This is a genomic window from Stenotrophomonas sp. 05L414_2 (assembly GCF_056397905.1).
The window spans coordinates 1-7,334 of sequence record NZ_JBFTOJ010000184.1; the positions used below are offsets into that span (position 1 = coordinate 1).

8 protein-coding genes, 1 other RNA gene and 1 pseudogene are annotated in these 7,334 nt (G+C 64.0%); 1 reads left to right on the forward strand and 9 read right to left on the reverse strand.

Translation table 11 applies throughout. From position 1 onward, the window contains the following. The 9 genes from AC1DJN_RS18960 to ssrA form a co-directional block, all read right to left on the reverse strand. Window positions 1–500 (reverse strand): endonuclease/exonuclease/phosphatase family protein (locus AC1DJN_RS18960; protein ID WP_478039790.1); only part of this gene is annotated, 500 nt, incomplete at its 3' end. 135 nt (window positions 501–635) lie between these two features. After that, on the reverse strand, window positions 636–878 hold the full coding sequence (locus tag AC1DJN_RS18965) for a hypothetical protein (RefSeq protein ID WP_025878849.1): 243 nt from the start codon (window positions 876–878) through the stop codon (window positions 636–638). Window positions 879–1,036: 158 nt separating this feature from the next. Beyond that, window positions 1,037–1,909 (reverse strand): glyoxalase III HchA, encoded by an 873-nt coding sequence (hchA, locus tag AC1DJN_RS18970; RefSeq protein WP_313115024.1) that lies wholly within the window; start codon window positions 1,907–1,909, stop codon window positions 1,037–1,039. A gap of 78 nt (window positions 1,910–1,987) precedes the next feature. Then, window positions 1,988–2,968: a hypothetical protein gene (locus AC1DJN_RS18975; RefSeq protein ID WP_313115022.1), complete on the reverse strand. Its 981-nt coding sequence runs from the start codon at window positions 2,966–2,968 to the stop codon at window positions 1,988–1,990. 65 nt (window positions 2,969–3,033) lie between these two features. Continuing rightward, complete coding sequence (locus tag AC1DJN_RS18980; RefSeq protein WP_105163871.1) at window positions 3,034–5,037, reverse strand: esterase/lipase family protein; 2,004 nt, start codon at window positions 5,035–5,037, stop codon at window positions 3,034–3,036. 116 nt (window positions 5,038–5,153) lie between these two features. Then, complete coding sequence (locus AC1DJN_RS18985) at window positions 5,154–5,621, reverse strand: hypothetical protein (protein ID WP_442251957.1); 468 nt, start codon at window positions 5,619–5,621, stop codon at window positions 5,154–5,156. 92 nt (window positions 5,622–5,713) lie between these two features. Further along, a complete protein-coding gene (locus AC1DJN_RS18990) occupies window positions 5,714–6,037 on the reverse strand; it encodes a HEAT repeat domain-containing protein (protein WP_032977815.1) in 324 nt (107 codons plus the stop codon). Between the two features lie 24 nt (window positions 6,038–6,061). Then, window positions 6,062–6,415, reverse strand: coding sequence for a TM2 domain-containing protein (locus AC1DJN_RS18995; RefSeq protein WP_051585128.1), 354 nt, complete (start codon window positions 6,413–6,415; stop codon window positions 6,062–6,064). A 119-nt stretch (window positions 6,416–6,534) separates the two neighbouring features. Beyond that, window positions 6,535–6,927: a transfer-messenger RNA gene (gene ssrA, locus AC1DJN_RS19000) on the reverse strand. 163 nt (window positions 6,928–7,090) lie between these two features. Between ssrA and AC1DJN_RS19005 the strand changes: the two are divergent. Further along, window positions 7,091–7,334 (forward strand): annotated as a pseudogene (locus AC1DJN_RS19005) (GNAT family N-acetyltransferase); the annotation flags it as partial.

Below are 7,334 nucleotides of genomic sequence, written 5' to 3' on the forward strand. Positions count from 1 at the left end.
CGGTAGGGCAGGTGGGTGTTCATGAAGTAGAAGCGACGGCCATCATCCAGGCGGCGGAACACGGCCCAGGTGACCATGCGCGGGAACAGGTTGCCCCAGCTGATGCTGCCTGCGACCTCGGGCGTATCGGACAGCCAGAAATTGCCTGACTCTTCCACCGCCAGCACCTTGCTGTCGTAGAACACGCCCATGTGTTCGTCGCCACTGCCACCGCGGCGGCCTTCGCCGAACCAGCGATAGTCGGGCAGATGTTCGGCCAGGTAATTGGCCTGCTCCAGCACCAGCTCCTGGGTGCCGATCACCGCCGGATGCGCCTGCTGGATCACCTTGACCATGGCATCGCGGCGGTCTTCCCAGCGCTTGCCAGGGTCGGTGTCGGCAGGGGTGCGTACGTTGAAGGACATCACCTTCAACGGCGCGGGCGATGCTGCCCAGGTGGCGGCGGGCAGTGCAAAAGCCAGGAGTGCGCAGAGCGCGGACGTGCGAAAGCGAGACAACATCGTGGAATCCCTCCATTCCATGAAAGCGGTTTCATGGAGGATGCCATGGAAGGCGAGGGCAGCGGTATGCCGGGATGGGCGGCTGCAAGGGCCGGGCGGACGGCGTGCGACCGCCCGGCTGATGCCACTGAGCGATCAGGGGTCGTACATCATCCCGTTCTCGTCGCGGTTGTAGTGGTCGCTGGCCACGCGGGTGCCATCGTCATAGACCACGTACAGCGTGCAACGCTGGTGGATGCCGAAGCCGGCCCGGAAGGGCACGCACTCTTCCTGCAGGCCGACCTCTTCGGCGGCATTTGCCGGTGCCGAAGGCACCAGCGCGGCAAGCGCCAGCACGGCACCGAATGAACACGCGAACAGTTTCTTGTGCAGCATCATCGAACACGCTCCTTGTTGTCGTGGGTGCTACCAGACTCCATTGATGCAATGACTGCCGACCGCCGCTGGCAACAGCGTGCCGGCGCCGCACCTGCAGCAGAACACAGGCGCGGTCCTGTGTAGCACGCAGCCTGCGTCGGCAGGAAGTGCCTGTCCTCTCAGCGACCGGCCAACGCATCCAGCAGGGTGCGCGCAGCCAGCTTGCCCAGCGCATTGCCCGCCAGCGGGCTGTCGCCGGTCAACAGCAGGCGGTCCTGCATCACGCTGCCATCGATGCCCTCGTTGACGATCTGCACGCCCTGCTGGGCCAGGCGCTCACCGAAGAACCACGGCAGTTGACCAGGCATGTAGCCGATATCCGGGGTCTGCCGGTCCATCGCATCGGGGAAGGCGCAGATCCGATGCCCGCGGAACAATGAACCGCCACCGGCTTCATCCACGCCGGCCGCCAGCAGCGCGGCAGGGCCGTGACAGAGGGTGATGATGTGACGTTGATTGTCCACCGCCCACTGCAGGGTGGCCTTCACCGCGCGGCTTTCCGGCAGGCCGATCAACGCACCGTGACCGCCGGGAATGAACACCGCGGCGTAGTCCGAACCGGCATCGAGTGCCCTCGCCACGTCGTCCAGGTGCAGAGGCTGGCGGAAGCGGGATTCGTAGCGTTCGTACAGGCCGCCGATCTCGCGGTCTTCGCGTGGGAACGCCCACCATTCAAACTTCACCGGGTTGCCCGACAGCGTCGCCACGTCGATGCCGAAACCGGCCTTGTGCAGGTGATACATCGGCAGCAGCGTCTCCACCGGATGGTTGCCGGTCGAGAACAGATGGCCGTTGGCGGTCGGCAGATAACGTTCGTCGGCGGCGATCATCAGCACTTTCCAGCGTCCGTCACGGCGGGCATCGGGATAGTCCGCGCCGGACAGATCGGTGGTTGCCGAAGTGAACTGGGACAGCGAGTACGGCGACGGGAAAAACGCATCCCGCTCGGCCGGATCGGGGCTGGGCTGACGGCTGGGTTCTGACGTGTTCATGCGGACCTCCTGCGGAAGAGAGTGGTCACCTTAGCCAGAGCGATGCGTACGCACGATGAGGGATTTCCCCCAATGCGATCAGGCAGGGTGCGCTTGCTGAACCCGCTGGTAGGCGTCGTCCAGCATTGCCAGGAAAGCCTGTCGCTGCGCGGCATCAAGCACCACCGCGCGTTCGAACGCATCCACGCTCGCACTCCAGTCCGCCAGTGTGTCGTCGTTGTAGAGGGCCTGATGCCGTTCCCATGCTCCGCCTGCCTTCAGGTACAGCCACTTGTCGAACAAGTGCAGCGGGCTGCCGTTGTCCAGTCGCAGGGGGCGGGTGGTCCTGGTGTGGGCCAGCACGCTGCGCAGCGCAGGTGAATCGTGAAGCTGGCCTGCCCAGATGTGGTTGCCAAGATGTTGCTCGGCAAAGCGCAGGATCGCCTGGTGATCATCCTCCAACCCGGCCTCGTAGAGTGCCTGCGGCACCCGCAGGTGCCGGCGATCGAACAGCCACTTCAGTACCAGCGTTGCCGCCTGCGGGGTGGTGTTGTGTTCATTGCCAGGGTCGAAATCATGATGGCCGATGAACTCGCGGTCCTCATGCAGATTGAGCTGGATGGTGTCCACGCGCTGCCTGCGCTTGCAGAACCAGAGCTTGATGTCGACGTCCCCGGTAAGCGGCTTTGCAAAGTAGGCGGTGTCGCCGAATTCTTCCAACCGGCCGTCGAAGTACGCCAGGCAGTCCTGGAGTGTGGCTGATGGCTGCACGTATCCGTCCCAGAAGCCTTCGGGCTTTGGCGGATTACCCTTGGGCCGGCGACTGAACAGGGTGGCGGACTTGAAGTGGCTCAGCAGGCTGCCACGCGCTCCGACGGTGGGCGGATAGAAGCGATCATTGATGATGTCGAAGGCAAAGTAGAACTCCATGTCGTGGAGCTTGTCCTTGACCGATTTCTGCCCCTGGTTCGCGCTGATCGTGGTCGGGGGCTTGCCGATACCGTGCTGCGCGAACCATGCCTGCAGATGAGCATCCGAGCCCTTGCTGCCGAGCAGCTCGACCAGTGTTGAGATATGCATTCCATTGCCTCGTTGTCGGTGGCCCGGACGGGAAAGCGCGGGCCATGGTTGCTGTAAGTCGTGCGCTACTTCGCCGGCAGAGGATGAGCCTCCATGTCCTCATGCAGGATGCGGCGAAGTTCGACGATGGCCGGCGTGGCTTCCTGCACGCTGTGACCGGACACGATCACCTTTTCCGAGACGGCCTTCGGCAGATGCGAGCTCCAGTAGGGAACCAGTCCATCGTCGGTCTTTTCAAGCGGGCCTTCGGCCTGGGTCCGCGCGATGATCGAGTGGTAACGCACCTTCGGCGATATCGGCAGATCGGCCACGGCCTTGACGAAGGCATCGTCCTTGTCCAGGTTCTGGATGCTGTTCATCTGGTAGCCGTGCTTGTCGTCGTTGCGCTCGACCTTGCCGTCGTTTGCCAATGTCGCGACATCCTCCAGCACCGTCAGCGGCAGGCGCACGAAGCGGCCGAGCCAGCGTCCCAGGCGCGTGCCGGCAACATCGGTGCCGCGATGGGGGGTAGCGATGAACACCACCCGTGAGATTTCCGGTTCCGGCTGGAATGTGAGCACTGGCGCGCCCTTCGTGCGCAGCAGTTCGCGCTGCGCCGGAGTCATCTGCGCAGTCGCCAGCAGGGTGTCGACCAGATGGTCGCCGGAGGAGGACACCATCAGCCGCGAAATCACCCCGCCCATGCTGTGCGCGACCACCACCATGTCGCGCGATGCCAGCGCCTTGCCGGTTGGGTCGAAGTGCTGCAGTGCCTCATGCAGGATCCGCCGGATCTCATCGTGGCTGAGGGCGATCGGCATGTTGGTCGGGTAGTAGAACTGCCAGATCTGGAAGTCGCCGCGGATCTCATCGTCACGCATCAGTTCGTTGGCCACGTTGACCCACGCCTCCGGGCTGCTGGCCAGGCCATGGATCATCAGCAGCACGCGGCGGTCCGGATCGTACGGCTGCATCATGAACAGATGCGGCTTGTCGATGCCGCCCTTGCCGCCGAACAGCGTACGCAGCGATTGCCGGCTGAAGTTGGAGCGGGCCAGCCACAGCGCGTAACCGGCGGTGAAGTTCGCCGCCAGTGGCACCTGTTCGCCGTGCAGTTCCACCACCGCCACCTGGTAGGGGTCGTGGATCTCCAGTTCCGGCTCGTCGTCGTGCAGCACTTCCCACAGGTTGTTGCCGGAAAAACGCAACAGCACGGTCATCGACGGCGACGGCATCTCGCTCCAGTCGCGCTCGGCCGTCGTTGCGGTACCAGCGGCGGCGGCCGCCAGGCCGGTGCTGGCCGGGTCTGCCATCACCGCCACCAGTTCGGCGCCGAAGCCATCGCGGCGATGCACGCTGCGCAGGGTGCCGGTGAAGGACATCGATGCGGCCGGTACCAGTTCCAGCGGCTCGCGGGTGTCCGCTGCCGGGCCATCGTCGGCAGGCGCCAGTACGAAGGTCCAGCGTCCCAGCTGGAACCGCCCGTTGTCGTTGCGCACCTGCTTGCTCGAATAGGCTTCGAACAGCAGCACGGCTGACTCCTGCACGGCCAGGTTGTAGTAGTCGCGCACCTGGGTCTGGCGGTCTTCGAAACCACGCTGGTTGGCGGTGCGTTCGGTGAAGAACAGATATGCATAGGATTGCCGCGCGATCTGCATCCACGCATCCAGGCGCGGCTGGAAGGTCGGGTCAGGCGGGGCGGTCGCGGCCTTGCTGCGGGCCACCGACGCCGACTCGCGCTTCGGCGCCGGCATCGTCATCGCGTACTGCACCCACAGTTCGGCCAGCGCCGAGCGCTTGTCTTCCTCGCGGACGACGATGCTGCCCTCCATCGCCTCGATGCAGGGCAGGCCGGGCTTGGCACAGGCGCCCTCGTCCAGGCCGGCCACGCGCAGGGTCTCCATGGTGGCCGCGCTGAGCTTGCCGCTGGTGAGAATGTCACCGCGCTTGAGCGCGATGTACTGTCCTGGCGTGACCGTGCCCACCTGCACCGATGGGCCGAACTGGCGCAGCGTCGCGCACCCGCTCAGGGCGAGCAGGGCAACGAGGACGAAGGTGGTGCGGATGACGCCGATGCCTGTTCTTTCCATGTGAACTCCCTGCGCTGGCGCCACTCTAGCGGCAGGCGTGTCAACGCGGAAGCAGGCCTGCGGCAGCGTCGGACCGTGCCCGGCGAACCCCGCCTGTCAGCCGGTCTCCCCGCAGATCATCCTTCGATCAGGCAGGTCACCGCAGCCGAATAACCTTCGTAGTCGTCACCGGCAGCCACATGCAGCGTGTGCGTGGCATCAATCTTCTTGAGGTAGGAAGGCGCTTCGGTCTCGGTCGCGTCGTTGACCGTCGTCACTCCCCAGGATCGGGCCAAACGCTGGTGATCGACGCCCTGCAGATACACATGCAGGCTCTTGTAGGGCTTGGAAATGCTCACATCCGCGCTGGCTACGGTGCCTCCGAACAGCGCCACCGGCTTGCCCTTGGGCTCGAACACGCTGCCGGGGTCGCGGCTCAGGCCGGCGGCATGGAATGCCTGCTCCACCTGCGCTTCAGTGAAATCGGAACCCGCCTTGCAGGCCAGCAGAGTTTCCAGCGCGGTGGTGCTGGTTGCCGGAGGTGCGGCAACAGCGGCGGTTGTCAAGGGCAGGCCCAGCATCAGGGCGATAAGCGGCTTGTTCATTGCAGATCCTTCTGTATGTCGCGGAGCAGCGGAGGCGCCGGCACCAAGTCCGGGAAGACAGGCTGAAGTGTGGGGCAGGGCAGCGTTGTCGGCTAGGCCCCCTCGCTGGGCTGCCAAGGGATTCCCCGATCAAGGGCATCCAAGGCCAGTTGCGCCCACTGGCGGACCTCTTCCAACGGATGCTGCAGCTCAGCCCGCAGGGTCGGGCTGACCGTGCTGTCGCCTGATTCGCCGAGCAGTTCCAGCAGCTTTCCGCGCGAGTAACCATCATCCACGGCCGGCAGCCGGGCAAGCAGATGCGGCACCGCAATGGCCACGGCCGGGCGAAGACCCCAATAGGCGTCTTCGAAGGTTGCCGGATCATGATCCAGGATCTGGTCGAGCCAGGAGACAACGTCGATTCTGTCGAGATCCATGGCAGCCCCTCCCGTAGCCAGGGATTACACCATCTGCACGCCAGAGTCGTCGGTTTCCACTGTGATCATTTCCACCAGTGCCCATAGGCCGGTGAACAGCACGCCGATCAAGAGCCAGCCCAACAACAGCGTGATCAGTAGTTGGCAGACCGCGCGTCCGTGGTAACCAGCATAGAAGTTGTGCACGCCGAAAATGCCCAGGAACAAGGCGAGCAGGATGTAGATGGCACGGTTCCTGGCGATAGGCGCGGATTGCGATACCGGTGCCGCATAGACAGCGTCGATTGGCTGCTGAGTGGCCGGTGGGGCAGCTGCATCGCAGGTCGGGCAGATCGCCGTATCGCTGCGTGCCTTGCAGTTGCATTCGGAGCTGTTCATCAACGCCACGGTGCTTCTCCTTGTCGAGGCAGCGGTTCTGGACCTGATGCGGCCAACAAAAAAGCCAGACCCCAATCGACGGGAGATCTGGCTTTTCGTGCCCCGAAGGGCGGTACAAATGGTGGAGGTGGGCGGAATTGAACCGCCGTCCGAAGGCACTCCATCCCCAGCACTACATGCTTAGCTCACCGTTGAATCTCATCCCCGAGCAGCACGGTGTGCAAAGCGCACCCGGGAACCAGCCTGTTGTGTTCTTGTGCCGGACTGACAGGCAGCCGCCCAGCGCGATTCCATGATAATGACTCTACGCTGCGAGCATGGACACAAGCAGTTTCGAGGCTCCGCCTAAGTCGGCAGAAGGTCACGCACCGCAGTTTTTAGGCTGCGAGAGCGACCGGAGCGTAGTTGTCGTCGTTGGCAACTAGAGTTTTGCAGCTGGATTTACGAGGAAAGCTACCCCCTCGGCATGCGCCAGGCGACTTCACAACCCCCGTCGAAACCAATGCACCCCCGGTTTCTTCAAGTTCTGCAAGGTACGAGGCCTGTTCCGTGTCGCCACGGTCAGTGCCTGCCCAACGCTGCGCATGCTACGCCAAAAAACCTGAACAGTCACCCGCTTCCGCAGGTCGCTTGCTAGCATCGGCGGTTCCGTTAGTCGCCCAGGGAATGGACCGCATGCAGCTCGAAATCGCCGTGACCGACGCCCCCAGCCCGCAAGCACTGGAGCTGATTGCCGATGGCCTGGATCAGTTCAATCTGCAGGCGGCCGGCCATGCCGATCGACGCACCTTGGCCGTGCTGGCCACCGATCCGGCCAGCGGCGAAGTGGTGGGTGGCTTGAGCGGGCGCACCTCGCTGGGCCTGTTGTTCATCGACCTGTTCTACCTGCCGCCCGCAAACCGGGGTAATGGCCTGGGGT